This is a genomic window from Paenibacillus sp. OK003 (assembly GCF_900109515.1).
Lineage (GTDB): Bacteria > Bacillota > Bacilli > Paenibacillales > Paenibacillaceae > Paenibacillus > Paenibacillus marchantiae.
Window position 1 is genome coordinate 28915 of the sequence record NZ_FOBD01000012.1, and the last position, 24467, is coordinate 53381.

Here is a 24467-nt window from a genome sequence, read left to right on the forward strand (position 1 = left end):
TGGTAACATATTGTAGAGGAGTTTTACGTCATGGCAAAAAGCAGTGTATTGGGATATCCACGAATTGGTGCGGATCGGGAATGGAAGAAAGCCTTGGAGGCATTCTGGTCAGGTAAGCTCGAAGAAACAGAGTTTCAAGCAAAATTGCAGGAGATTCGGTTAGATCACCTGCGCAAGCAGCAGGAAAAAGACATCGATCTTATTGCTGTCAATGATTTCAGTTACTATGATCACATTCTGGATACTGCCGTTATGTTCGGAATTATTCCAAAACGGTTTGCATATGACGGTGGCGCTGTACCTTTGTCCGTCTATTACGGAATTGCTCGGGGAACGAAAGATGCAGCAGCAAGTGAAATGACAAAATGGTTTAACACGAACTATCACTATATCGTGCCTGAACTGGACGGTGCTTCCCCTGCCCTTACGGAAAATAAACCACTTATTGCTTATCGCGAAGCTAAAGAGAAGCTCGGTATTGAAGGAAAACCGGTTCTTGTCGGACCGTTGACCTTCCTGAAGCTGTCCAAAGGATATGATAAATCCGAAACGAACGCTTGGCTGGACCGCTTGCTTCCGCTCTATGTACAAGTGCTTCAAGAGCTTGCGAATGAAGGAGTTCAGTGGGTACAGATTGACGAGCCAATCCTCGTTACCAAAACAAGTGATGCTGACCTAGAGCTGCTGAGTAAAATTTATGAGACGTTTGCATCTGCTGTACCAGGTCTGAACATTATGCTGCAAACCTACTTTGAATCCGCAGAGAACTATAGCAGCATTGTTGCCCTACCGGTTCAAGGTATCGGACTTGATTTTGTACATGGAGCTACGGGTAACATCCAGTCCATTCAAGCGTCCGGTTTCCCAGCGGATAAAGTTTTGGGTGCTGGGGTTATTGACGGCCGCGGGATCTGGAAAGCCTCTTTGCCAGGAAAGCTGAGGCTGTTGGATGAACTGGCTGAACTCGTAACACCTGAACGTTTATTCGTGCAATCCTCATGCAGCTTGCTTCATGTTCCGGTAACGACAGAGCGTGAAACTAAACTCACGTCCGAACTGAAAAATGCTCTGGCATTTGCAGATGAAAAATTGGACGAGATCGTTCTGTTGACAAAAGCATTGTCTTCAAGAAACGCTGAAATCATCGCTGAAATCGAAAATTCCGATCGTGCGATCCAGGCTCTCCAGCAATCCGAAGAGCGCAATCGTGTTGCTGTTCAAGAAGCCGTGGCAACACTCAGCGTTCAACAGCCGGAACGTTCCCGTCCGTTTGCCGAGCGTCATATCTCGCAGCAAGCCAAATGGAAATTGCCACTTTTCCCGACAACGACTATCGGCAGCTTCCCACAATCCGCAGAAGTGCGTAAAGCACGTCAATTGTGGCGTAAGGGTGAGTTGAACAATGAGCAGTATGCTGCCTTCATCCGGGATCAAATTGATATCTGGATCAAAATTCAGGAAGAGATCGAGATCGATGTTCTCGTACATGGTGAGTTTGAGCGTACCGACATGGTAGAGTTCTTTGGCGAAAAACTTGCAGGGTTTGCCTTTACACAATTCGGATGGGTTCAATCCTACGGTTCCCGTTGCGTAAAACCACCCATTATTTTCGGAGACGTTGCATTTACTGGAGAAATGACCGTTGAAGAAACCAAATACGCACAGTCCCAGACACAACGTCCTGTAAAAGGCATGCTCACGGGACCGATCACCATCATGAACTGGTCATTTGTACGGGAAGACATTCCGCGCGAGCACATCGCATATCAATTGGCGTATGCACTGAGACAAGAAGTCGAAGCACTGGAGCAGGCAGGTATTGGCATGATCCAGGTCGACGAGCCTGCGGTTCGCGAAGGACTGCCATTGAAGGAAAACGAGCAAGCTGATTATCTGGCTTGGGCGGTCAAAGCTTTCCGTATCTCCACTTGCACGGTTCAAGACACAACTCAAATTCACACACATATGTGCTATTGCGAATTCCATGACATGATCGATTCCATCGAAGCGATGGATGCCGATGTTATTTCGATCGAGACATCCCGCAGTCACGGTGAACTGATTCACAGCTTTGAGTTGAACACGTATAAACTGGGCATTGGGCTTGGCGTATACGATATTCATAGCCCACGTGTTCCAAGTGTAGATGAAATGACAAGCATGATCGAACGCGCCTTGCGTGTATTGGACCCTAAACTGTTCTGGATTAATCCGGATTGCGGTCTCAAAACTCGTGGAATCGAAGAGACCGTTGCTTCCTTGCGCAACATGGTTGATGCAACCAAGATTGCTCGTGAAAAGCACGTTGCAACAACGGTTTAAGTATAATAGATAACGAATTCAAGCATTCGTTTATAAAAGGCGGACATTCCTATGCAATGGAATGTCCGCCTTTTAATATCATCTTTTCGCTGTCTGCTCAGCAAAATAATGATCTACTGCATATTTAAATGAATCCATAAAACCGAAACTGCTTGTAAGGCTTCTTTCATTATTGCGGATTTTCATTACTCATCCAGCTGTCGACATGCAGTGGTTCACTGTAGTCTTCCCTGTCAGTAAATTCTTTCAGGTGTTTCTCTGCATCTGCACGATTCTCAAAGGCACCCATAACGACGGTGAATTTCCCATTTTGGGTCTGCACTACGCTGCTGCCATCGGCAGAATACTGTTCAGCCAACATAGCCAATGCTTCACCCTGCTCCATGTCTTCGCTACGGACAAAGAAAAGTTCATGCGATTGCGTTGTCTTCCCGTCTGAAAAAAGCTTCAACTGAATATATCCAGGCTGCTGATACTCTGACACGGAATAATCCACATCATCTTTAAGTTCAACCACAAAGCCAATCGCGGAATCATCCAAAATGATATTTTGATAGACATCTTTTACATTCTTAAGTGCTTTAATATCCTTCTCCAACTTGTCATAATCCAGATGACGTACCCCATTGAAGGTGAAGATCAGACGATTCGGCCCTTCTTTGTGATCCACAGTATACGATGGAGCAGAGGTGATCTGTTCACCATCGACCTGAAAATGAATGTTTAGTGTATCCGATTCTTTGGTCGTTGTAACCGAAACCCCATCTGTGCGCTCCCCGCCACCACCAACTTGCAAAATTTTGACGACAGAACCTATAACAGGTACATCGGATAATGCCTTGGCTACACCTGGAACGTTAGCTGTTATCATCACCGCAGCACAGGCAGCAACCAGGGAGGAACTGCGCCAGATCATCATTTTTCTTCGCTTTTGGTTTCGTGCGCGCTGCCGGGCTTGCTGAATAACTCCGGAAAGGCCGGATGGGATATTGATCTGTTCATATCGTTCTTTTCCTGTCATGTCAAATCAACCTCTTCCTTGGTCAGATGTTTTTTGAGTTTGTTTAAGATCTTATAGAACCTGGTCTTCACCGTGCTTTCCGGCAGGGACAGTACCTCCGCCATATCCTTGAATCGCTGATCCTGGAAAAATTTCAAAACGATAAATGCTCGATCTTCGGGATGCAGATGATCAAGTGCTTCGTATAAATCCCATTGCTCTTCAAGCCCCATGGGACTCTCCTCGGCTGCAAACGGTAATGTACTGTCTTCCATATACGTGTATTTCTTCTTTCGTCTGATGTGATCCAGAGAACAGTTGATGACGATCCGGGTCATCCAGGTTTCAAAATAATCAGGACTTTTCACTTTTTCATAAGATAGAAAACCTTTATAAGATGCCTCAGATATAATTTCCAAGGCTTCCTGTTCATTTTTCACATAAGAGAACGCAAAGCGATAAAGCTTTTCTTTACATGCCTCCAGACGATCACTGAACTGCTGTTCAGTTAGTGCTGTACTTTCATTACTCAGTTTGTCCACCCCCGTTGCGACTGTATATTTTGATTATTGCCGCATTTTTAATAAAGCTTACTTTGTATGTTGTTTCGCATGTTAGACAGCTGAGAGTCTAAAATAGTTTTAAAGAATTGAATTTTTTTTTATTTGGGAACAAGAACTTATATCGTCCCAAACGAAAAAAAGCCGCCAATAGGCGACTTCTTTTCTCTTTCTTCATTAGGGAGACCAGCAATTGAAAATCAGACTGAAACAGGTGTTTTCATATTGTTATGGAGGTCTTATCTAACGTCTTCTCTTTTTGAAAATGACTTATACCCGGGCGATCCAGCCCAAGATGATCACGAAGCGTGCTGCCCGTATAATCCGTGCGGAAGAGTCCACGTACTTGAAGAATCGGCACCACATGATCCACAAATTCATTCAAATCTCCCGGCAGAACAGGTGGCATGATGTTAAATCCGTCGCAACCATATTCTTCAAACCATTGTTGCATCAAATCAGCCAGTTGTTCATAGGTCCCCACAAACTGCATGTGCCCTCTTGCCCCGATCAGCCTCCGACCCAGCTCAAGAATGGATAACTTATCTTTTCGAGCCATGTCCATAATCAGCTGTACCCGGCTTTTCATGCCATTGGAAGCTTCTACGGGATCTGGAATATCAGGCAACTGGCCTTCAACAGGATACTCCGAAAGGTCAAACTTAAGCATACCGGATAACATACCAACTGCAGCCGCCGGAGGGATTAACTCCTGCAGTTCTTGATATTTCCGCTGAGCTTCCTGCTCCGTCTTACCCAAAATCGGTGATAAACCAGGCATTATTTTCATGCTGCCTTGTTCGCGTCCATATAGAGCGAGTTTGGATTTGACGTTATTGTAGAACTCTTTCGCAGCATTCAGAGATTGTTGGGCCGTGAAAATCACTTCACCGTAGTTGGCAGCAAAATCCTGTCCCGGTTCGGATGATCCAGCTTGGATGAGTACAGGGTATCCTTGCGGCGAACGAGGTACATTGATCGTACCTTGGGTGGAATACCACTGCCCTTTATATGAAACTTCCTTTAATTTAGATGGGTCCGCAAATAGTCCAGCCTGCCGATCCACAATTAAGGAGTGATCTTCCCAACTATCCCAGAGCAGCGTGGCTACTTCGACAAATTCCCGCGCCATTTTATATCGAAGCCCATGCTCAGGATGCTCTGTTCGTCCATAGTTATTTGCTTCCACATCCAATTGGGAGGTCACGATGTTCCATCCTGCGCGTCCTTCACTGATATGGTCCAATGTGGCAAATTTTCGAGCTACGTTATACGGCTCGTTATAGGTAGTCGACACCGTGGCGGTCAAACCCAGCTTTTCTGTATCGGTAGCCAATGCCGACAGGAGCGTTAGCGGGTCCAGCATCCCTGCAGCCGATTGATCAGCACCCATTACATAGAGAAGATCAGCCAGAAACATCATATCAAACTTGCCTCGTTCAGCCGTCTGTGCGATGGAACGGTAAAATTTATAATCGAAAATCTGTTCAGCACCTGAATCCGAACGGCGCCAGCCATAGTGATGATGACCTGTATAATAAATGAATGCTCCTAGATGAAGCTGCTCTTGTCTCGTCCCCATATATATCTTCCCTTCTTGTTTCAATTATCGGATTACCCCTTGAACGTATCTCGCCAGCTTAGCCAGCTGTCTTCAAGCAGTCGCACAGCCGAATCCGAGAGCTTGCCTACAACCGCAAAGACTACAATACCGACAAATACAATATCCGTTTGTGAGTAAGCACGAGCATCCTGTATCATGTAACCGACGCCTGCACTGGTTCCCATCATTTCAGCCACAACAAGGACTAGCCACGCCGCGCCCAAAGACAGTCTCACTCCTAGCAGAATATTAGGAAGTGCCGCAGGGATAATGAGCTTGCCAAGGAGCTCCCATCTTGAATACTGGTATATCCGGGAGACTTCAATCAGCTTCATATCAACGTTTCGTATACCGAGAAATGTATTCACATAAACAGGAAAAAACGCGCCTAGCGAGATCATTAGAATTTTTGAAAACTCTCCTACACCAAACCATAAAATGAATAATGGAATGAGGGAAAGAAGCGGGATCATCCGCAGCATCTGTAATGAGGGGTCAAGTGTGCGCTCCGCCAATTTCCCAAGCCCTGTAGATAGACCAAGCATGAGCCCGGTAGCTGTTCCAAGCAGAAAACCCAAGCACGCTCGATAGGAGCTGATCCCGAGATGTTCCAGCAACTCGCCGTTCAAGATTAGACGGATGAACTGCTCTGCAATCTTGGAAGGAGCAGGTAGCATGGTCGCTGAAACCAGCTGAAGGGCAGAAGCCAATTCCCAGATGAGGAGAATAGCCAACGGAATAATCCACCCGTGAAGACGACCCGGAATTCTGCTCAGCCAATCTCCTGCTCTTTCGGTTTGTTTACCAATCTCCAGCTTGCTCATTTTGCTTCTTCTCCTTTAAAACCGTCTTGCCACCGTAGCGCTCTCGCCTCCAGAAGCTTAATGATGGAATCTGACAGTTTGCCGACGACAGCAAAAACAATGATTCCCACAAACACTACAGTGGTGAGTGAGAACGATCTAGCATCATTGATCAGATATCCCAAGCCTGCACTAGAACCCATCAATTCGGCAACGACCAGACCCAGCCAGGCGACACTGACGGATAAACGTATCCCCAGAAAGATATTCGGCAGAGATGCTGGAAGAATTAACTTCGTGATCATCTGCCATTTGCTGAATTGCAGCACCTTTCCTACATCAAATAGCTTGCTGTCAACGGATCGGATACCCAAAAAAGTATTAACATACAGTGGAAAAAAAGAGCCTTTAGCTATCAGCAGCAATTTTGAAGTTTCACCGAAACCGAACCACAAAATGAACAAGGGGGCAATGGCCAAGTGCGGCAGCGTCCGCAGCATTTGAAAAGAAGGGTCCAACAGTCGCTCTGTCTTGTAAGAAAATCCGACCCACAAGCCCATAGTTAGACCAAGACCGCCTCCAATCAGAAAACCAAGCAGAGCTCTCCACGTCGATATGCCCAAATGCCTCACAAGTTCACCCGTCTCCGTCATGCTGACAAGCTCTTTCCATATGCTGCTTGGCGTTGGAAGCAGAACCGGGTTCAAATATCCCATAGCCCCGGCTACTTCCCACACAATTAACAAAGACACCGGAACGATAAGCCCTAGTACCATATTGCTAGCTCTTAAGTAAAGTTTTCGCCTCTTAACGGAATTCTTCTTTTGAATTAAAGGCGGGATAACCGCCTTTTCCGCACGCATTTGCATGACGTGAACGCCTCTCTTCTATTGGGGTCATTATGTTTATTTCAGTGGATCCTTGAGAGCTGCGTCGATATATTGATTGTCCGTTATGGTTTTGATCACAACCTGATTTCGAATGTTCTTCACTTTATATTGGAAATCCGCTGTTTGCTGCATTTCACCTACGATATCATCATTAACTGGCGTGTTAATCATCCGGGAACGTTCGAATGTCCCACTAATAACACTGGCAGGAACATTACGTTCAGCTGCATATCTGTCGATCGCTTCGGTTTCATGCTCGCTTTCCCACTTCAATGCTTTATTAACTACCTTCAAGTACAGAGTCACAAGCTCTGGATGCTCCTCTGCAAAATCAGATCCCGCGATCGTAAACGAAGGAGACAATACGCCAAGCTGCTCGCCGTCAGACAACACTTTTCCTTTTCCCGTTAAGGTATTAAGTGTAATGTAAGGGTCCCATGTCGCCCAGGCATCCACACTGCCGGTTTCAAACGCAGACTGTGTCTCGTCGGGCTGTAGCTGAATGATTTCAAAATCTTTATCTGTCAGAACGGACTTCTCCAAACCACGGTATAAAAAGTTATATGCATTGCTTCCTTTTGTCACGGCAATCTTTTTGCCTTTCAGGTCACTAAGTGACTGGGCGGTACTACCGGCAGGTACAATAATTGCAACGTTATTTTTTCCGTCTAGAACTTGCGATACGATTTTGAAAGGAATATTCGCTGCTTGTGCTGCGATAATTGGCATGTTCCCCAGGCTGGCGATATCCAGCTTATTGGAAGCAATAGCCTCTGTCATGGGCGGTCCGCTCTGAAACTCAATCCACTCCACTTTGGCCCCTGTTTTTTCAAATTCTTGTTCAAACCATTTTTCTTCACGTGCTTTACCGAATAAGCCCCCACTTCCCTGAATCCCATTTTTGACGGTTACATTTTGGCTCTTGCCTGAACCACTTGCGTTTTCATTTGAACTTTTGGTTGCACAAGCCATAGTCAATAAAGACAACGCGAGCACCATAACAAGAACTAGATGAGATTTTTTCATATAAACCACTCTCCCTTTAATATGCTGTACATTCTTCTTATCCTTTGGACAATGCTATATACCGCCGCCTACATCATATAAAGGCTCATCCACTTTTTCGAACTCATTTAATACCAGTCTCCGCATCTCCTGAAATGCACTGCTTGATCTTTTTCGAGGAAAAGGTAAATCAATCGAGAGAATACTCCGAATATGACCTGGACGCGGATTCATAATGACGACTCGTTCCCCTAGGAAGACGGCTTCATCGAGATCGTGGGTTACAAACAACATTGTAGTTCCATTGCGTTGCCAAATATCAAGCAGTACTTCCTGCAAATGAGACCGAGTAAATGCGTCGAGCGCTCCAAAAGGCTCATCCAGCAACAATACATCCGGGTTACGCAGCAAAGCTCTGGCAATGGCGACGCGCTGTGCCATACCTCCTGACAATTCACGAGGATATGATTTTTCAAACCCTTTTAAACGGACCAGTTCAATTAGTTCCTCCACCTTTCGGCGGACAACAGGATCTCTAAGAGAGAGATTGGCAGCAATGTTTTTCTCCACCGTTAACCATGGAAATAGCCGGGGCTCCTGAAAAATGAATCCTTTCTCTATGCTGGGGCCTGCAATCGGTTTGCCGTTGAGCAACACGGTTCCCGTATACTGTGTATCTAAGCCAGCCACAATTTTAAGCAAAGTGCTTTTTCCACATCCGCTCGGACCAATGATAGTTACTAATTCACCTTTTCGAACTTTGAGCTGAATGTTGTTTAACGCAATGATTTCGCCTACAGGGGCGACAAACGTTTTGTTCAGGTCACTGATCATAAGCATATCCCCAGACATTAAAGCCACCCTTTCACATTTAATAAATAATACTTACATGTTTACTTGGTTTTGAGGCAAAAAAAAGAGATTTACCCCTTTCCACTGCAAATAAAGCGGGGCAGTGTAAATCTCTACGATTGCAAATCAACAAAGTGAATTTCGGTTCGTTTTGTTATACGATATATTACCAATACCATTTCTTACCTGTCAAACATTTTTTTATTTATGTAACTTAAATCGTTATTTCCTTCAAATAGACCAGCGGTTGATACCACTGTTTCTGGTTCCATAAAAAGTCGAACAATTTTTCGGGGGTCAATATCTACTTGTATTTCATAACCGGGAGCGAGCTGCAAGGTCAGACCTTGAATCAGACTTACAAAATAAAATGCAAGTTGTCGAGTATCGCCTTGTATGATGCCGCCCGCCTCCTGTCCTTGGCGAAAAATTTCGGCCAAAGGTTCCAGATTGTCCGTAAATCTCTGGGTTGCAGCTTGTTTTATTTCAGTGCTGACGGCATGATTTGTTCGTATACTTTGGAGCATGATGGTGAAGGCCCAGTTACTCTCGTTTGATAACCACCCTTTGCTAATCTCGAATAGTTTTTCACGAGGATCTATATCCATGTCTGCTATTTGTGCAATAGTCCTCCCATACATCGTTTGTCCTCGACGCAGAACCTCACTGAAAATTTCGTCCTTCGAAGTAAAGTAGGTATAGATATTGCCTACGCTAAGTTTTGCTTCCTTGGCAATATCTTTAATATTGGTTGAATCAATCCCACGTTTCGCCATGGTTTGTAAGGCTGAATTTAAGATATGCTCAATGCGTTCCTTTCTCATTTGTTGGTCCTTCAGAATGTTTCTGGGTGACATTTGAATCCTCCTCCGTTTGATTACCAATTGTTGATCTATGATTATTAATTCTACGCCCAGTTACCGTTACGAAACACAGGTTCCAAGCCACCATTTGCAAGTTCTCCGTCAATGTCCATATTAGCCGATCCAATCATAAAATCGACATGAATAAGGCTTGAGTTGACACCGTTTGCCGCCTTTTCCGCTTCAGTCATTTCGTTCCCTCCCTCAAGACAGAATGGATAAGCATTACCGATCGCGAGATGGTTGGATGCATTTTCGTCAAAAAGAGAGTTATAAAAAACGAGCCCTGATTCCGAAATAGGAGAATGATGGGGCACCAGCGCAATCTCGCCCAGATAGGCCGCACCTTCGTCGATGCTAATTAATCTTTTTAGCACCTCAAGCCCTTGCGTTGCTTGAATATTAATAATTTTCCCGTTTTCAAACGTCAAGGAGAAATCATCGATGAGATATCCTTCATAACTTAGCGGCTTAGTACTGCGAACCGTGCCGTTCACCCCTTGCTTTAACGGAACAGTCCATACTTCTTCTGAAGGAATGTTTGCCAAAAATGAAACACCCTTTTCATTAATGTTATCTGCATCACTTACCCAGATATGTTTAGGCGACAGTTCGATCCGCAGATCCGTACCAGGTCCACGATATCGCAGTGCTCGATACTTTTTACGATTAAGCTGATCCGTCTTGTTTCTAAGCAGCTCAAGATGTGTCTTCCATGCCTCAACGGGATCAGCCGAATTAATCCGCGTAACGTTAAAGATAGCTTCCCACATCGTATCAATCAAATGCTCCTCGACAACATGAGGAAACACCTTGGCAGCCCAAGCCGTTGATGGAACCGTAACTATAGACCAACTGACCTTGTTGGACATGCCGTAGCTGCGAAATTTGGCTAATGCCTTACCTTTGGCTGTATTCAAATTCATGATCCGCTGTGGATCTATTCCATGCAGAAGATCGGGATTGGGTGCCGTGATCGTCAGGAAAGCAGCATTATTTTCGGCAAAAGTCTCCCAACCGGCTGCACGGAACACCGGGTATTCGTGGAACACCGAATCAGGAGCAAGTTCATATTTTAAACGCGTAATCTCATCGTCGTTCCACTCGATATAGACATCATGAGCGCCGGCCTCATAAGCATGTTTCACAACAAGTCGAACAAACGGAGCAGCCGATATTGGCGCGGTTATGACAAGCGTTTGTCCCCTCTGAACATGAACACCCACGTTGACCACGAGTGCTGCGTAACGCTCTAATTGTTCACGGAAGTCCAATAGCATTCTCCTCCTCCTGACTAAAATTAATATCGCTGGTTTAATTATTACTCTTCATAATATCATTCGTTAATATTCCAGCCTATGATTTACTACCCTGCCAATATAAATCCTTCGAACCAAATAGAAAATCAGAAGTTTCTGTCCGAAGGGACAACTATTACTCCGCCCATTTCATCCAACAATTAGGCGTATACATAAGTATACAGAGCATGATTAACATATGTTGAAATAAAATTGATTCTCGGGGTGACGTCGTGGCCAAAGGCAAAAGAAATAACCTGATGAACGAGGAGCTAACTTCCTTGGAATTAGCTAAAATCGGACTAACGTTAAACGTGATCGGGGATATACTTGGTTATTTCTCGATCCTCAAAGCGGAGGAAGAAGCAGCGAATCTGGCTGCCGATATGAATAAAATGGGTAATACCACAGCTGTAAAATGAGCATTCAACTGCCTCTGATTTCATTCCCTTTAAAAATACAAAAATGAAAATGCGATTATGCGCAAAGAAACCGAAATTGTACGAATTTCCGTTTCTTTGCGCATTTTATTTTAACCCATCATATCTTTTAATTGGAACTATATGAAAATTTTGCTATACTAATTTATGCTAGATTACGATTCAGATGAGATGCAATTCTACTATATTTGATGAGTTGGAGGAATGCAAAAAACATGTTACATACACGAATAGGAAAGACTGCTGCTGCCACTATTCTTGCCATATCCTTGCTCGGAACCACACCAAACCTTAATGATGCCTATGCCGCACCCGCCATTTCGGTCTTGCTGGATGATGTTCCTCTGAAATTCGATGCAGCCCCTCTGATTGATAAAGGTGTTACCTATGTCCCGTTCCGGACGGTTGGCGAAGCCCTGGGAATTAGCATTACTTGGAACAGTAAGGCGCAAACCGTGAAAGCAATTGGAAAGGTAAAAGGTCAAGCGACAGAAGTCCTGCTTCAAGTGGGAAGCACCACAGCAACCGTCAATGGAGAAAAAGTTAAGCTCGCAGCGCCACCCGTTCAGCGGGAAGGTCGTGTGCTTATTCCACTCAGTTCGTTCAGTAGTCAGTTCGGTGTTAATGTAGGCTGGAACCAGTCAACTCGTACCGTCTCTCTTGTTTCACCTCAACGTGAAATGCATTTGAGAGCCTTCTATGCGCTGCAATCCTATAAGGAAATCGATTTGGTACCATCCATGAACTCGGTCGCTTTTGGCTGGAGTCGCATCGATCGTGAAGGTCAATTTACGCTTCAGGGTGATGAGTATCAAATTCCTGCTGCTGCCGGGGATGTTACACCTAAATCCATCGTTGCTGATGCAGCGAAACAGAGTATTAAACCGTATCTTATGGTTTATTCTTTGGATGGAAACGGGGAACTGACCAAGGTGTTGAGTGACAGCAGCATGCGCCAGAAGTCCATTGAGGGCATAACTGCTGCCATAGCTGAGAATGGTTTCGGAGGGGTTGTTCTTGATTTTGAAGGACTGGGTTTTAAGCTGGACGCAGTAGAGCAGCAGAAGCTGCTGAACAATTATGTCAAACAATTGAAGGATTCCTTGCCTAAAGACATCGCTTTATCTTTGGCTGTACCTCCATTAAATAGTGCATATAAAGGCTATGATTACAAAACGCTCGCTTCGTTGGCAGATGACATCATCATTATGGCTTACCAATATAATCCGGTCGGCACCAAAGCGCAGGTTCCTGAGCCGAACAGTCTTGTGGATCAGGCCATCCAGCTTGCACTAGATGCTGGCGTTTCCAAACAAAAGCTTTTGCTCGGTATTAGCTTAAATAGTGAAACCTCATCCTCCATAGATGATAAACTGGGTCTTGCCAAGCGGTATGATCTCAAAGGAGCTGCCTTCTGGCGCCTTGGCTTATTCCGTACTTACAATAATCAGATGGAAGATGCTGTTAATGCTTCTGTTGTAAAAGAGTAAAGGAATTTCAATATTCTTGACTCCATTAACTTTTCACACACCAAAAAACGAACCGAAATCTCTGGATGCGGACAAGAGATTTCGGTTCGTTTGTTATACAAGGATGATATCTATGCGTTCAATGAGGAGTGTTCGTTTCTGTGGGTTGCACTGAGTGGCAGATCTTTCTGATAAGCAAGCACTCGATCCCAATCCCCGTGAAAAATCGGTATCCGATAGTACCCAACTCTTTCATAAAGGGCCGCCGCCTCAGGCTGCTTGGGGCCAGTCTGCAGCTTCAGATTGGTGTAGCCGAATTCGAGCGCAAGACGTTCTGCTTCGGCCAGAATGGCCTGGGCCACACCCTTACGACGGAAATCCGAACGTGTATACATACGCTTGACCTCCACAGATGTATCATCAAGGGGTCTGATGGCTCCGCAGCCTACCGGATATCCATCCAAACGCGCGACAATAAAGGCTGCTCGCGGTGTTTCCACATCGGATGGCTGAAATCCCGCCGTCCCATCGCCGCCATATAACAATCCCAGTTCTTCGCTTAGCTCTTTAATTAAAAGTTCCGAATCCTCGCTTCTTATATCTTCGGCAGCAGCAAGTACAATCGACGACATTGCGTAAAACCCCTTTCCCTCATTGGATTTATTGGATTTTGTGATTTATATAAATTATCACGAACAGGTCCTTAGCGTCAATTCCCCATTGATTGAATATTTCAATAAGCAAACTGATGAATAGGTTCAGAGCAAAAAAGTCGCCAGATTGGCGACTTTCCCGACACTTATATGGTTACAATTGGACGGAAGCACTTCATTCCAAGCCCTGCTTACCCTTCAACCACATCGGCTCGCAAATCCGTTGCAACTTCAATCATTTGCGGAACGACAGCTTCATTGACAATGGCAACATACAGATCTCCCATATACAAACGAAATGGAATCTGCAGGTTCTCATACGTCCACATGAAGAAATCCCCGTCGATGGACATGACGCTCTCCGGTCCCTGGACGGTAAGAACAGGTGAGTACGTAAAGTCCGGTTTGGATGCAAAATACGTTTTACATTCTTCCAAGGAGATGGATTGCTCCTCGTTATTTTCTTGCATGGATCGAGTGATCCGAAAACGTTGATTCATGAAATGTGCCTCCAATTAAAATTTGTGCAGAACCTGTCCCAGAATTTCGATACCCTTCACAATTTGCTCATCGGACGGTGTTGAGAAATTAAGTCTGATCGCATTGCAGGGTTCGTTCTCATCGACGAGAAAAGCTGTTCCTGGAACAACAGCTACGCCTTCCGCAGCGGCTGTTTTGGCATAATCCAGCATCGGGATATGAGCCGGCAGATCACACCAGAGGAACAGCCCTCCATCCGGTTGGGTAAAGGTAATGGATTCACCCATATGCTCCTGCAGCTTGTCCATCATCAAGGCAGACTTCCTGCGATAAATCGCACGGATACTGCTGATATGCTCTGCATAGTTATACTCAGTCATGAACTTGTATGCCAGAATCTGCGGCAGCATGGCTGTATGTACATCCTCTCCCTGTTTGGCAACAACCATCTTCTGAACAACCTCGGAAGGTGCCAGAACATAACCAACACGCAAGCCAGCGGACAGAATCTTGGAGAAGGAGCCTACGTAAATAACCAGACCTTCATCATCCATCGATTTAATTGTCGCTACATCTTCTCCACGAAAACGAAGTTCTCCGTATGGGTTATCTTCCAGAATCATAACTCCATACTTCTTGGCAAGATCATAAATGGCCTTGCGCTTCTCCAGGCTGGTGGTAAAACCTGTAGGGTTTTGGAAGCTCGGAATCACATAGATCATCTTTACATTCTGCTCAGTTTGCAGGGCATGCTCCAGCTTCCCGATATCCATACCGTCCGTCTCCATCGGAACGCCGACCAGGTTTGCGCCTGAAGCCCGGAAAGAGTTCAGTGAGCCGATAAAGCTCGGGCTCTCACAGATAATCGTATCGCCTTCATTACAGAATACTTTACAAGCAAGTTCAATTCCTTGCTGTGCTCCAGATACAATGAACAGTTCATCCGATGCTTTGCCCGTGTCAAAGCCTGTCTTCAGATGTGTAGTCAATGTATCACGCAGCGGGGCATAGCCTTCGGTAATTCCGTATTGCAGTGCTGTTACCGGGTCCTGTTCCAGAATTGATTGGGTGAATGTGCGAATCGCCTCAATAGGGAATGTTTCCGGAGCGGGATTCCCCGCAGAGAACGGAATTACATTTTGACCCGAAGAAGCCTTAAGGATCTCACGAATGATGGATGGCTGCAATGCAGCAATCCGGTTGGAAAATGAATAGTTCATCTTAAAATAATGCCTCCCGAATTCAAGTCTGACTCTTGTCTGTATAACTACAATTAGATTCTATTATACGAGTATTTGGCAGATTTCTAAACGGTCTCGTTAAAATTGGCTGAGAACAACAAAAAAAGAGGCTGACATAAGCCGCCCCAAGTTCATATGGATTTTACTTTATGGATGTCACTTTGCTGCCATCTATGATCGATGGACAAGATTGATTTCTGATAACCGTGTTGCCTTAACCAGATAAGTCGCCAGACCAGGGACCATCCGGGCCAAACGAGGATAGAATTTATTCGTTTTGGCAAAAGCCAGCTTCTGAATTCTCCGTGCCCTACGGAGCAGTCGGGAGAATTCGAGATTGGCTTCCTTCGAATACCCGTGCTGCCACTGCGTGAAGCTAATCTTCCCTTGAAGATACCTGTCAGTCCATTCAGCACACAGCAGTGAGGAACGAAGCGCAATGGACATCCCGTCACCACACAAGGGAGGGATCATCAGCATGGCATCTCCAATATGAGGATATTGGGACCACGGTTCAGGAACATTGGATAGATGGAGTGGTGCAATCGAGACCTGTGTTCCTGGAACTGGGCTTCCCTCGGCAAGCCTCGCTGCCAATCTTTCGTTGGTTAGGGATGCAGCCTGCAAAATATCCTCTACAGACTTGCCGCTTCCCCGCACCGTATCAAGGGTCAGCAATGCAGCTACATTTGCGATACCCTCCTCAATCGGAGAAATGCCGACATATCCTCCCTTGCAAAAATACAGCTCTACCCGTGGCGGAATGGCGATCCCCCGATAGTGTGATTTGACACCCACATATGCTGTTTTATCCCGCAGCTCGGCTGGCGAGGTCATCCCGCGTGGCTTCTTCGAGCCATGGGCTCCAATAACGGTTTTTGCTCTATACTGAATTCGGTCATTTCCTTGTTTGGCTTCGACTTCGTAGCTATAATCATCTAACTGCTGAATGTTGGTTATCGTTGCCTTCGTAACGATCTCAACGCCTGCGGCTGTGGCCTGCTCGTGCAAAATCCGATCCAGCTCATATCGGCTAATGCCATAGGCTAATCCCGGCAAAGGCGCCTCGATCTCCCCGCCCTGAGGCATAATGATCTTGGCATGATTCAGGGCACTCGGCTTTATCTCTTGTTCACAAAGGTCGATACCCAGATAATCCAGCATTTCCGTTGTCTCTGGCGACATGAATTCACCACATGTTTTGTGACGTGGAAACTCCTGCCGATCCAGCAGCAATGTCCGATGCCCTTGCCTGGCAAGCTGCAACGCACAGGTACTGCCGGCAATTCCCGCTCCGATGACTATGGCATCCATTGGTGTAGACACGGAAGAACACCTGCCTTTCTTTGTCCATTATGATAACGGTCTATTGATGTAATGAGGCTATGATAGCGACCCATGATGGGGTATCACGACGGAATAGCGGAACAAAGGCTTCCATTCATAGGTCATCGTGTCATGGTTCAACTGCTGTTTCAAATCCCGCCAATCCCTTCCCGTAAAGCCTTTTGCAACAGACAGCGGACCATCATGACGAATATACCGATTGCGAGAGATCATTCGAGTGGTTATCCATACGGCTGCATAGGATACGGGATGGCGATGGATATCGTTAATGACAACGCCATATTTGGAGGCACGCAGCATATGCGAGACCATCTCCACGAGTTGCTTTCCTTCAAAATGATGGACAAATTGCGAGCCGGTCACGATGTCTGCTGAGGCATCCGGCAATTCCCTGACATCGGCACGTCGAACCTTGATTCTGGATTCATTCCGAAAAAGGTTTCTCGCTTCCTCACAGGCCTCCTCAGTCAGGTCGACCAGAGTAATCTCAAGGTTGATTCCCTTTTGATCCGCCCAGCGCAATAGCTTCTGGTTTACATCACCTGAACCTGCTCCCACATCAAGAAGGGTCAGCGTAGTTGGACTGCCAATCGCTTTCCACAACTTTTCCACCCCTGCACGGGTTGGAGCGGGAGCAGCGAATATTTTGTTCAGCCGTCTCAAATGTTTGAGCGCTTCGCTCAATTCTTCTCCCCCCATGGAGAAATCGTCCATCAACTCGTCTTCCCTTGCACGTACGGATAGTGTTCTAAAAAAGGACATGATTCCGCTCCTTTACAGCTATATATTTGTGAATGATTTTCTCCAATTAACAATTATCCCCTTAACCAAGCCTTATAATCGTAAGAGCTGGGATATGTTATTTTACGAAGACTTCCCCCATCTCAGAATGCTTAATTCCATTACACTCTAAAATGAATAAATTCGATGCTGCATCGCCAGATAAAAATAAAGAAGCCGCCAATTAGGCGACTTCTGTTTGTATATGTGATGAACCTGTGACTTCACGTTGGTTCCATCTTCCTTATCCAATCATCTTGATTACTGATGACCAACAATTCGGTGAGGCACATAGGGTTCTTCCACGATGCTACTTCTTCAGGTGTCAGCTTAATCGAAAGAGCGGCTACGCCATCCTCCAGATGCGATATTTTGGTAGCACCAATGATGGGAGCTGTGACCGGTTCCTTGTGCAGTAACCAGGCAAGTGCGATTTGTACACGAGGAACCCCATGCTTCTCAGCGATCGCGGCAACCTGATCAATGATCAAATGGCTATAAAACGTTCATTAATAAACAACACGATCGGAAATGTTCATTATTGAGAGCAGTTGATACCTAATGAACATTTCCCTTTTGTGTATGTCACTTAAGGTTGCTTAAGATTACTTAGCTTACATGTTGTTTTTTACGGGGTCAAATAATCGAATTCTCAGCAAAATGGATAACAGACTTAGTACCAGGAACAATACACCTCCAAGCACGATGTACTGTGTGCCAACCCCCGAAATGAACAGCCCGCCTACAGCAGTTCCCAGGGTTATTCCCAAATTACCGCATGATAGGAACAAACCATTGGAGAAATCGGGCGCTTCTGGCGCGGCAGAGGTGATCCAATACTGACCAATCAAATTGCTTATTGCATAGCATACTCCCCATAAAATCACGGTTAAGATCATAGGTCCAGTGGATGTGCCTGTCCAAAAGGATAAAAGATATACGATCCCCAATACCACGGGAAACACGATGACGGTTTTTCGCGTGTTTCTAGAAAGCAGCCTGCCTCCTACCACGTTTCCCACTAGACTGGCTAAACCATATATAAATAACACGATACTCAATGTTTTTCCCGAAATATGCGTGATAGAACCCAAGTACTCTGCGATGTAACTATTCACACTTGCCGTTGCTGAAGCCATAAGGATCACGGCAGCAATGGCTAGCCAGGTCATCCCTCTTTTTAAGATGCCCAATTGTGCTCCATACGCAAGTTTTTCCTTAACAGGCATAGAGGGGATAAATATCCATGTACCCAGAAATGCCACGGCGTTTACGATCGCAAAGAATAACATCGCCATCTCTACGGAGGTTCCATTCGCGATATAGTTGGTGATCGGTACGCCAAGTACCATTCCTGCGGTGACTCCAAGCATGACTTTAGATACCGCTTTGGGAGCTTCTTCCCTGCTTACAGAGGTCGATGCTACGGTCAAAGCCAATGAACAATAAATGGGATGGAAAAAGCCCGGAATGATGCGAGCCACGAGGGCAACGGTAAACGTTGGCGCAAGGATCGAAATAATATTACATGCAACAAAAATACCGAGCACAAGTAACATCACCGTTTTACGGTTTATACCGGAGAATAATAAAGGCATCGTAGGACCCGCGATCGCAACAGCGAGTGCAAAGAGACTCACGAGCAAGCCAGCCTTGGAAACACTGACATGAAAATAATCAGCTATTAGAGGTAATATTCCGATGATTCCCATCTCTGTGGTTAGGATACCGAAAACACCAATAATTAATATATACATCAACACATGATTTGATTTGGCCACAAGCAAAACTCCTTCATTATTTCTGATTCATTCTCTAAACTTACGAATGGCGCATTTAAAAATAAATGCACAAGAATGTATTTTTGCGCTTATGTGTATTATTATAGAAAGTACATCTTATCTACAATGACCAAAAGATGATGATTTGTGCATTAGTGCACAGAACGTGGAAATTTGGATACAAACATAGGAAAGTCAGGTGACTCGAAATGCCTAAAGTGGATCGAAGAATACTCAAATCTCAAGATGCCATTAAAAAAGCGTTGATTGAACTTATGTCTCAAAAGCATTTCGACCAGATTACGATTCAGGATATTTCCGACACAGCGAATGTTAGCCGCAGAACCATCTATCTTCACTATCTGGATAAGTATGATTTACTGGATAAGCTCATCGAGGAACATGTGAACGAACTACAGGTATTGTGTGAATCCGAATCTGAAACGAATGCTACAGATAGGGGAATGAGCTGGTTTGAATACTTTGAAAGCAACTATTTATTCTTTTCAGCTATGTTAACAAGTAAAGGAGCACCCTTCTTTCGCAGCCGTTTTCTCCAATTTGTCATCGAGGATATAAAGAACGGATGGGACATGAATGAGGGAAAAAATCGCGGGATCAGTGAAGATATTTTGCTTCAATTCTTTGCGCCAGCTTATGTGGGAATCGTGGAATGGTGGTTTATAAACCAAATGCCTTACCCACCCCATGTCATGGAAGAGCAAGTGAATACGTTATTGGAGCTGAATCTTTCATAAACAAAACGTCACGCTTTACCTTTCTGATAGTATAAAAAAAGTCGCCACCAGGGCGACTTCATATCGGTATAGCATTTTCCTCACTTTTTCAACATTTGCCCCTGACTATCATTATCCTTGGCATTTTCTTTAAAATAAATTTCGTTCAGCACGTTGACACGAACGTTGATCTTTTGCTCCAACTTCGGAAACCACTTGGTTTTCCATTCCTTTAATTTTCCCTCCGAGAGTTGGGGGCGAAATATCATGCCGACACCCAACACATCCGATTTAAAGGATTTAACCTTCTTCACCGTTTGATTAAACTGTTTGCTCAGCTGTTCCTTCATTTCTTTCTCAATTACCCCGTTACCCTTAGCTTCAGGGCTTTCCGTAATCACCACATTGAGAAGAATATCCGTCAGGATGGATGGCCCATTCTCCGACCAGGAGGTTTTGTGTTTGACTTTGGTGTCTTGAATAAGAACACTCGTGTTCTGAGCCACTTCAATGGTTCCCCCTGAATATTTCCCTTTAAATAAATTGAACAGAAGCGTCTCTTCCTGATTCAGCGTTCCTACCATGCGGTCATCCCGCATAACAGCCGTGCCTTTAAAGGTGAATAAGGTTCGATTTCCGTTTTTGAGCATGGGGATGGCCATATCTTCCGTATATGAATTCTGGTTTTGATAGGCTTCCCATATTCGGACGATGGATTGATTGGGCGTCCACCCGGCATCCTGGCTAAAAAAGTCGTAGGAAGAAATTTCAGGTGTTGGCGAGATTTCATGATACATTGTCTTCTCAAAATCACCATCAATAACCCCTACCAGACCCTTAATCGAAATATCGTTCGCTCTCACAGCAAAATTGATGATGTTATCGATCCCCTGTTCTGCGACCTGTCTGTCAATCAACATCAACCTCAGATGCACCAATTCGATGCTTTTTTCGGAATCCGTACGTATCAGATCAACGGCTTTACTGATGGATTTCGCCTCTTTGTCAAGAATTTGGGTTTTGCCTGATGCATCTGGGATTTGGAGAACTACCCTGTATTTTTCCGTAGTCCCCTTTCCTATTCCCATGACAACTGGCAGATACTGTTTGTTAATATCCTTGGTATCCCAACATCCCGGAAGCAACATCAGCATAGATAGTGCTACAATCAGAGTCTTTATGGTGCGCTTGTTCATGTATTCACCTTCTTTCGCAGCCATTGCGCAGCGAGGAATACAAGGATTGGAAAACCGATTACGCTATAAACGCAAAAGAAAGAATTCAGGTACAGGTATGAATTCAAAGCGTTGATATCCGGTATCAAAAGGCTAATCCCGTACAAGGAGAAGCACACCACGGAAAGAACCCATAATCGGTTGATTTTCGGCATAAATAACTGATGCAGCAGGGCCACCAGCATCCAGAGTAAAACGGAAACCTTCAAAACACCCAGTGCACTGGAGGCTACCACGTAAAAGCTTGGAAGCCAGTCAAAAACTACCCACTCCAGATCAATCGTATCCGATGCCATAAGCATGGGATATTGCAAATGGATTACCGTTTCCTGTCCGAATACAAGAAGCGGAACATATACAGATCCCAAAGCAAACACAAATATGATACCCACCGCAGCAGTTGCTTTGCCAAAGCTAAGCCGTTGTTTGGAGGGAATCATGCCAAGGAACAGAAATCCGGCTAAAATGACCGTACATACATAGAAATCCGAATTGGAGAAAAACGACATTCCACTATCCCAAATCGGAAAAATGTAGCTGATTCTGAAATTTTGAATACTGATCAGCATGGAGAAAAAGATGAATGGCATCAAGAGTATACACAATCCGATGCTGGCCCGGATTACTACGTTGAGTCCCTTCCATACAGCATAGAAACAGAGAACGATGAAGAGTGCCGATGTCGCTGCTGGCGGTGTTCTCTGTAGTAATACGGCTTTGATTTCAACAGACTGGAAGTACATAAGTAATAACAGCTCGACATATAGGAAGATCATCAATGGCAGAACGATTAGTCTCGTTACCCATTTGCCTAGTGATTCATTACAGATGTCCACCACTGTTTTTCCTGGAAACTGCGATAACGCTTTTAAGTACATCCATAGAACCAGCAGCTCTGCCAAAAAGAGCATGGTTATGGCTTCCCAGTGTCCTTTTGAAGTCGCAGAGATGATTCGTTCAGGGAAGATGGCAAAGATCGAAGCGAGATGAAGCAGAACAAACATGGTAAGTATCTGGGCTTTATTCATCCGGAGCCTTTCCTTTCAGACTTAAGCTTAAGTAAGGAACGGAGCAAGTACTTAATGAAGCAAAGTACAATATAATCCAAATCATCGCAGCCTCAAGACCCCATATTCCGAAAAAGGAACTGATGATCATGACAACGTATTTATACATTCGTATACCTGTCGTATTCATATAACCCGCCAGCACAAAATTGGCGATCGCAGAGGCAACAAGAATAATAATTAATAGATTGCTGACGAGTTTGGCCTGAACAATGGCTTGCCCTAACAGGATACCGCCGATCATCGTTATGGTAGGTCCAATGTTCTTCGGAAGGCGGATCGTGGCTTCGATAATCATCTCCAGAAGCAGCATTACCAGCAGCATTTCGATTAATGAAGGATAAGGGACCCCTTCCCTGCTCTTGGCTACCGTGATGGCTAACTGAATTCGCAACAGTTCCGGGTTTACCGAATTAAGTACAATATACAGACCTGGAAGTGTGATAGCCAAAAGTGCACCAATCGCCCGGATGGTTCGTAAAAACACCTGAAATAGATACGGGTAGTTGACGTCCAGCGTTGTTGACCACAAATCCGTTATGATCGCCGGGAAAGCAAAAGCAAACGAATATTGGTCAATCAAAATAACCACTTTTCCGTTCATCATATTCTGTACCATCTCTCCCGGCAGCTCCGAGGAGATATACGTCGGTGTTATTGAGAATTTCGGATGCCCCAGTATACTAAGCAGGTCCCTTACTGTAGTCAGTTCCTTATCCTTATTTTGTTCCAGCTTATCCCGAATTGCCGCAACGACCTTGGTTTGGGCAACTCCCTCAATGTACACCATGGCAATCTTCTTGGTAGACTGAACCCCTGTCTCCCTGGTTTCGATTACCAACTGGTCGGATATCATTTTTTTTCGCAACAAACCTATATTTTTATTAATGTCTTCTGTAAAAGCATCGAACGCGGATTGAAGGGGATTTTCGCTCTCTGGCGAACTTACCGACCGCGAGATTCCGGGATGTTCCGGTTCGATGACTGCCGCTAACCCTTTTGTGCTGAACAACACCAGTTTTCCATGCAAAAGATTGCTGCATAGTTCGTCCACTGACATGGATGCTTGTTCTTCAAACGGACTGAACAGTTTCAGAAAGGATTCATTCTCATTACCACTTGCCGCTTGATTTATTGTGGACAACGTTGTCGGTAGATCGACTAGCGTTTTCACGAAGTATGCTCTATATTTCTGATTGGCGATAAGCACGTCCTTATTGCTGAAATCCGTGCTCTTTTCAAAACGCTCATAGAGTCGCTTTTCTATATCGTGAAGATCTTGTTCATGGATTCGCTGCAAATTTTACCACCTCTTCTGAAGTAGTATGTCGTTAAGAAAAAAGTTTATTCAAAAATTCGCCTTGATTTACACTGTAATTTAGAAGCTTTTGTCTCTCTTTTATCACGTATAGATCCCTTCCTAAATAATTGTTTTCAATATTTTTGAACTGGAAACCAAAATTGAATATAATATTGTAATGCACCAATGGGCGGGAGGATAGGCTATGAATAAAGAGGAACAGGTCTTAGTGGGTTTCAGGGACTTATATAACAAGCTGGTTTGGCTTAATAAAGATAAGATGGAAGAAAGTCTTAAGGGGTATAAACCTTCTGAGGTACATTGCATCGAATATATTGAAAAGAATGCAGATTCCAATGTAACAAAGCTTGCGGAGTCCTTCTATATGACTCGAGGTGCGATAAGTAAATTAACGAAGAAGCTTATAGAAAAAGGTCTGATCGAAAGCTATCAGAAGTTGGATAACAAGAAAGAAATCTATTTTAGGCTCACAGAGCAAGGGAAAGTCATTTATCAAATCCATGAGGATCTTCACAACGAGTTTCAAGAGCGAGATAAAGTTGTATTCGAACAGGTAACCGACGAACAGTTTGACAGTATGCTTAACTTCGTGGACAAGTATAATCGGCATTTGGATGCAGAAATAAAGAAGCTGGGTACAGATCTGAAGTCGGAATAAATCTCAATAATGAAAGTTAAACTAAAGGCAGCCGGACTCTATTTGAGAACAGGCTGTTTTTT

Annotated in this window: 23 protein-coding genes and 1 pseudogene; 5 read left to right on the forward strand and 19 right to left on the reverse strand. The window is 44.7% G+C overall.

The genetic code is table 11. The features are described from left to right. Positions 1 to 30 precede the first annotated feature (30 nt). Positions 31 to 2322, forward strand: a complete 2292-nt coding sequence (metE, locus tag BMW94_RS19160; protein ID WP_091000560.1) for a 5-methyltetrahydropteroyltriglutamate--homocysteine S-methyltransferase — start codon at positions 31 to 33, stop codon at positions 2320 to 2322. A gap of 169 nt (positions 2323 to 2491) precedes the next feature. Here metE and BMW94_RS19165 read toward each other — a convergent pair whose 3' ends face one another. The 9 genes from BMW94_RS19165 to BMW94_RS19205 all read right to left on the reverse strand — a co-directional run bounded on the left by BMW94_RS19165 (position 2492) and on the right by BMW94_RS19205 (position 11178). After that, complete coding sequence (locus tag BMW94_RS19165; RefSeq protein WP_091000561.1) at positions 2492 to 3343, reverse strand: SPOR domain-containing protein; 852 nt, start codon at positions 3341 to 3343, stop codon at positions 2492 to 2494. Then, on the reverse strand, positions 3340 to 3864 hold the full coding sequence (locus BMW94_RS19170) for a sigma-70 family RNA polymerase sigma factor (RefSeq protein WP_091000562.1): 525 nt from the start codon (positions 3862 to 3864) through the stop codon (positions 3340 to 3342). Before BMW94_RS19170 ends, BMW94_RS19165 begins: the two co-directional genes overlap by 4 nt. A gap of 238 nt (positions 3865 to 4102) precedes the next feature. After that, a complete protein-coding gene (locus BMW94_RS19175) occupies positions 4103 to 5464 on the reverse strand; it encodes an LLM class flavin-dependent oxidoreductase (RefSeq protein WP_091000563.1) in 1362 nt (453 codons plus the stop codon). 32 nt (positions 5465 to 5496) lie between these two features. After that, on the reverse strand, positions 5497 to 6309 hold the full coding sequence (locus BMW94_RS19180) for an ABC transporter permease (protein ID WP_091000564.1): 813 nt from the start codon (positions 6307 to 6309) through the stop codon (positions 5497 to 5499). After that, a complete protein-coding gene (locus BMW94_RS19185; protein ID WP_091000690.1) occupies positions 6306 to 7151 on the reverse strand; it encodes an ABC transporter permease in 846 nt (281 codons plus the stop codon). The genes BMW94_RS19180 and BMW94_RS19185 overlap by 4 nt, the downstream gene beginning before the upstream one ends. A gap of 42 nt (positions 7152 to 7193) precedes the next feature. Beyond that, complete coding sequence (locus BMW94_RS19190) at positions 7194 to 8204, reverse strand: aliphatic sulfonate ABC transporter substrate-binding protein (protein WP_091000565.1); 1011 nt, start codon at positions 8202 to 8204, stop codon at positions 7194 to 7196. Positions 8205 to 8258: 54 nt separating this feature from the next. Further along, the gene (locus BMW94_RS19195) at positions 8259 to 9035 is read right to left on the reverse strand and encodes an ABC transporter ATP-binding protein (protein WP_063565091.1); all 777 of its coding nucleotides are present in this window, start codon (positions 9033 to 9035) and stop codon (positions 8259 to 8261) included. Between the two features lie 182 nt (positions 9036 to 9217). Further along, complete coding sequence (locus tag BMW94_RS19200) at positions 9218 to 9892, reverse strand: TetR/AcrR family transcriptional regulator (protein ID WP_091000566.1); 675 nt, start codon at positions 9890 to 9892, stop codon at positions 9218 to 9220. 50 nt (positions 9893 to 9942) lie between these two features. Beyond that, positions 9943 to 11178 (reverse strand): aminopeptidase, encoded by a 1236-nt coding sequence (locus BMW94_RS19205; RefSeq protein WP_091000567.1) that lies wholly within the window; start codon positions 11176 to 11178, stop codon positions 9943 to 9945. 299 nt (positions 11179 to 11477) lie between these two features. On the opposite strand from BMW94_RS19205, the gene BMW94_RS30590 reads away from it, so the two are divergent. Next, complete coding sequence (locus BMW94_RS30590; protein WP_175480765.1) at positions 11478 to 11618, forward strand: hypothetical protein; 141 nt, start codon at positions 11478 to 11480, stop codon at positions 11616 to 11618. 233 nt (positions 11619 to 11851) lie between these two features. Beyond that, positions 11852 to 13126, forward strand: coding sequence for a stalk domain-containing protein (locus BMW94_RS19215; protein ID WP_091000569.1), 1275 nt, complete (start codon positions 11852 to 11854; stop codon positions 13124 to 13126). A 110-nt stretch (positions 13127 to 13236) separates the two neighbouring features. On the opposite strand, the gene BMW94_RS19220 is transcribed toward BMW94_RS19215, so the two are convergent. The 7 genes and pseudogenes from BMW94_RS19220 to BMW94_RS19250 form a co-directional block, all read right to left on the reverse strand. Then, complete coding sequence (locus BMW94_RS19220) at positions 13237 to 13737, reverse strand: GNAT family N-acetyltransferase (RefSeq protein ID WP_091000570.1); 501 nt, start codon at positions 13735 to 13737, stop codon at positions 13237 to 13239. A 212-nt stretch (positions 13738 to 13949) separates the two neighbouring features. After that, positions 13950 to 14258 carry a hypothetical protein gene (locus BMW94_RS19225; RefSeq protein WP_091000571.1) on the reverse strand — a complete coding sequence of 103 codons (309 nt, stop codon included), beginning with the start codon at positions 14256 to 14258 and terminating at the stop codon, positions 13950 to 13952. 15 nt (positions 14259 to 14273) lie between these two features. After that, positions 14274 to 15458 (reverse strand): aminotransferase-like domain-containing protein, encoded by a 1185-nt coding sequence (locus tag BMW94_RS19230; protein WP_091000572.1) that lies wholly within the window; start codon positions 15456 to 15458, stop codon positions 14274 to 14276. 192 nt (positions 15459 to 15650) lie between these two features. Then, complete coding sequence (locus BMW94_RS19235; RefSeq protein WP_254790295.1) at positions 15651 to 16805, reverse strand: NAD(P)/FAD-dependent oxidoreductase; 1155 nt, start codon at positions 16803 to 16805, stop codon at positions 15651 to 15653. A gap of 57 nt (positions 16806 to 16862) precedes the next feature. Next, positions 16863 to 17588, reverse strand: coding sequence for an SAM-dependent methyltransferase (locus BMW94_RS19240; protein ID WP_091000573.1), 726 nt, complete (start codon positions 17586 to 17588; stop codon positions 16863 to 16865). Between the two features lie 279 nt (positions 17589 to 17867). Further along, positions 17868 to 18097 (reverse strand): annotated as a pseudogene (locus BMW94_RS19245) (aldo/keto reductase); the annotation flags it as partial. 123 nt (positions 18098 to 18220) lie between these two features. After that, complete coding sequence (locus BMW94_RS19250; RefSeq protein ID WP_091000574.1) at positions 18221 to 19387, reverse strand: MFS transporter; 1167 nt, start codon at positions 19385 to 19387, stop codon at positions 18221 to 18223. 209 nt (positions 19388 to 19596) lie between these two features. Between BMW94_RS19250 and BMW94_RS19255 the strand changes: the two genes are divergently transcribed. After that, positions 19597 to 20145 (forward strand): TetR/AcrR family transcriptional regulator, encoded by a 549-nt coding sequence (locus BMW94_RS19255; protein WP_091000575.1) that lies wholly within the window; start codon positions 19597 to 19599, stop codon positions 20143 to 20145. 80 nt (positions 20146 to 20225) lie between these two features. Here BMW94_RS19255 and BMW94_RS19260 read toward each other — a convergent pair whose 3' ends face one another. From BMW94_RS19260 to BMW94_RS19270, 3 genes are read right to left on the reverse strand one after another with little or no spacing between them, the layout of a single operon-like run. Beyond that, positions 20226 to 21320 carry a Ger(x)C family spore germination protein gene (locus tag BMW94_RS19260; protein WP_175480766.1) on the reverse strand — a complete coding sequence of 365 codons (1095 nt, stop codon included), beginning with the start codon at positions 21318 to 21320 and terminating at the stop codon, positions 20226 to 20228. Further along, positions 21317 to 22387: a GerAB/ArcD/ProY family transporter gene (locus tag BMW94_RS19265; protein ID WP_091000577.1), complete on the reverse strand. Its 1071-nt coding sequence runs from the start codon at positions 22385 to 22387 to the stop codon at positions 21317 to 21319. Before BMW94_RS19265 ends, BMW94_RS19260 begins: the two co-directional genes overlap by 4 nt. Next, a complete protein-coding gene (locus BMW94_RS19270; RefSeq protein WP_091000578.1) occupies positions 22380 to 23726 on the reverse strand; it encodes a spore germination protein in 1347 nt (448 codons plus the stop codon). The genes BMW94_RS19265 and BMW94_RS19270 overlap by 8 nt, the downstream gene beginning before the upstream one ends. 205 nt (positions 23727 to 23931) lie before the next feature. Here BMW94_RS19270 and BMW94_RS19275 point away from each other — a divergent pair, with 205 nt between their 5' ends. Continuing rightward, positions 23932 to 24405, forward strand: coding sequence for a MarR family transcriptional regulator (locus BMW94_RS19275; protein WP_091000579.1), 474 nt, complete (start codon positions 23932 to 23934; stop codon positions 24403 to 24405). Positions 24406 to 24467: the final 62 nt, after the last annotated feature.

Coding starts and splice junctions, on each gene's coding strand:
- metE (WP_091000560.1), top strand. CDS start 31: ATGGCAAAAAGCAGTGTATTGGGATATCCACGAATTGGTGCGGATCGG.
- BMW94_RS19165 (WP_091000561.1), bottom strand. CDS start 3,343: ATGACAGGAAAAGAACGATATGAACAGATCAATATCCCATCCGGCCTT.
- BMW94_RS19175 (WP_091000563.1), bottom strand. CDS start 5,464: ATGGGGACGAGACAAGAGCAGCTTCATCTAGGAGCATTCATTTATTAT.
- BMW94_RS19180 (WP_091000564.1), bottom strand. CDS start 6,309: ATGAGCAAGCTGGAGATTGGTAAACAAACCGAAAGAGCAGGAGATTGG.
- BMW94_RS19185 (WP_091000690.1), bottom strand. CDS start 7,151: ATGCGTGCGGAAAAGGCGGTTATCCCGCCTTTAATTCAAAAGAAGAAT.
- BMW94_RS19190 (WP_091000565.1), bottom strand. CDS start 8,204: ATGAAAAAATCTCATCTAGTTCTTGTTATGGTGCTCGCGTTGTCTTTA.
- BMW94_RS19195 (WP_063565091.1), bottom strand. CDS start 9,035: ATGTCTGGGGATATGCTTATGATCAGTGACCTGAACAAAACGTTTGTC.
- BMW94_RS19200 (WP_091000566.1), bottom strand. CDS start 9,892: ATGTCACCCAGAAACATTCTGAAGGACCAACAAATGAGAAAGGAACGC.
- BMW94_RS19205 (WP_091000567.1), bottom strand. CDS start 11,178: ATGCTATTGGACTTCCGTGAACAATTAGAGCGTTACGCAGCACTCGTG.
- BMW94_RS19215 (WP_091000569.1), top strand. CDS start 11,852: ATGTTACATACACGAATAGGAAAGACTGCTGCTGCCACTATTCTTGCC.
- BMW94_RS19220 (WP_091000570.1), bottom strand. CDS start 13,737: ATGTCGTCGATTGTACTTGCTGCTGCCGAAGATATAAGAAGCGAGGAT.
- BMW94_RS19225 (WP_091000571.1), bottom strand. CDS start 14,258: ATGAATCAACGTTTTCGGATCACTCGATCCATGCAAGAAAATAACGAG.
- BMW94_RS19230 (WP_091000572.1), bottom strand. CDS start 15,458: ATGAACTATTCATTTTCCAACCGGATTGCTGCATTGCAGCCATCCATC.
- BMW94_RS19240 (WP_091000573.1), bottom strand. CDS start 17,588: ATGTCCTTTTTTAGAACACTATCCGTACGTGCAAGGGAAGACGAGTTG.
- BMW94_RS19255 (WP_091000575.1), top strand. CDS start 19,597: ATGCCTAAAGTGGATCGAAGAATACTCAAATCTCAAGATGCCATTAAA.
- BMW94_RS19260 (WP_175480766.1), bottom strand. CDS start 21,320: ATGAACAAGCGCACCATAAAGACTCTGATTGTAGCACTATCTATGCTG.
- BMW94_RS19265 (WP_091000577.1), bottom strand. CDS start 22,387: ATGAATAAAGCCCAGATACTTACCATGTTTGTTCTGCTTCATCTCGCT.
- BMW94_RS19275 (WP_091000579.1), top strand. CDS start 23,932: ATGAATAAAGAGGAACAGGTCTTAGTGGGTTTCAGGGACTTATATAAC.